Raw genomic sequence first — 1,908 nt, forward strand, 5'->3', positions numbered from 1 at the left:
AACGGACAAAATCGAATGAAAAGAATGATGCCTCCTGCTCTTATGATAGGTGTAGGAGTTAAGTTAGCTATAGATGATGAAGCTGCATTTGCAGATGTAAAAAAACAATTGAGTATCACAGATCCTACAGAGATAAAAAAATTTAGAAAAGAACTATTGAATACAACTAAAGATATCCCTTTAATGAATAGTGAGATCTATGCTATTGCAGCAGCAGCAGGACAAGCAGGTATAGAACAAAAAGAACTAGCTAAGTTTACTGCAGATACTTCTAAAGTAGCAGTTGCCTTTGGTGTCGATGCAGGTAAAGCCGGAAGTAATCTGGCTACCTGGAGAACTTCTCTTAAAATGACTCAATCAGAAGTAATGGGACTAGCAGATCAGATAAATACATTAGGAGATAATATCAAAGTTACACCAGCTCAAGTAAGTGATATTGTAACTGCTATGGGACCTTTAGGGAAGATGGCAAATGTAACAGTATCTCAAACAGCAGCATTAGGAGCTAGTCTTATTGATTTTGGTGTCAAAGATGCTAGTACGGCAAGTACCGCATTAAGAAAACTCTATTCCACTATGAGTAGTGGTGATTCAGCTAGCAAAAGTAGGAAAGAAGCCTTTGAAGCACTAGGTTTTGATTCAGGACAAATAGCCAGAGATATGCAAAAAGATTCTATGGGTACTATTAAAAAAGTTTTAGGAGCCTTTAAAAATGTAGATAAAAGTAAACGAATGTCTATTGGAACTATGCTATTTGGTGAAGAAGCAGTCGGAGCACTATTACCATTATCTAATCAATTAGGAAAATTACAAAATAACTTAGACATGATTAATAATAAGAAAAAAGTAGCTAATAGTGTAAACAAAGAATTTAATAACGTAAATTCTACTGCTTCAGCTCAATTAAAAATATTCGGTAAATCATTACTTAATCTAGGATTAGCATTTACTAATTTCTTACTTCCTCCTCTAAAGGTATTAACAAAACTATTTACTAAAGGATCACAAATAATCACAGGATTTGCACAAAAGTTTCCAGGACTAACAGAGTTTTTAACTTTAACAGTAACAGGGTTTGTAGGTGTAAATCTAGCATTAGGAGCTGCTACTTTTGGAGTAGGAGCACTAGGAACTGCTTTTACAGCATTAATGTCTAATCCAATTCTTTTAATTTTAGCTGCAGTAGCTGCAGGGGGATATTTAATCTATAAGAATTTTGATAAGATCGAATCTAAAACTATAGAACTATGGAATGGATTTAAAATTAATATTGGAAAGGTAAAAGATAAGACTTTAGAATTATGGGATGTCTTTGAAAAATCCCCAATATTTAAAGTATTTGAATATAGTCCTTTAGGTATGTTTTTAAAAGGTATCAAAAGAATATACAGTTGGTACAAGAAATTTAAAGGAGAAAAAACAAAAGAGTTACCTAGTCTTCAGCAAATTAAAACATCAAAATTAATAGATCAACCATTACAAAATAAAAGTTTAAGAAAAGATAAATCAAATTCTGTTTTATCTGGTAATTGGAATGAAAAGAAAAAAAATAGTAGGGTTCCTGCCTATGCAAAAGGTGGAGTAGTAAGTAATCCTCACCTAGCATTAGTAGGAGATGGGCCAACTCCTGAATCAATTATTCCTCATGATGGTAGTAAACAGTCTAAAAGTTTATGGTATGACGCAGGCGCCAAATTAGGAATGTTCGCAGGAAAAGGGATACCATCACTGACTTCTAATGTTGAAGAAAAATTATCAAAGACAAATATTGAAAATAAGATAGAAATTAAAATAGATTACAACCCTACTATTCAAGGAAGCATAGATAATATAACTGAAATATTAAAAAATTCAAGTGAAGATCTAGCTAAAATAGTTGAAGAAATAGTAGAAAAAACAATAAGTAAA

General features: G+C 32.2%; 1 protein-coding gene. It reads left to right on the forward strand.

Going from position 1 to position 1,908, the window contains the following annotated elements; all coding sequences use genetic code 11:
- Nucleotides 1-15: 15 nt before the first annotated feature.
- The coding region (locus WBG30_RS01275; RefSeq protein WP_424502831.1) for a phage tail tape measure protein at nucleotides 16-1,908 on the forward strand (1,893 nt) is incomplete at its 3' end.

The sequence above is a fragment of the Psychrilyobacter sp. genome (assembly GCF_049671765.1).
Classification (GTDB): domain Bacteria; phylum Fusobacteriota; class Fusobacteriia; order Fusobacteriales; family Fusobacteriaceae; genus Psychrilyobacter.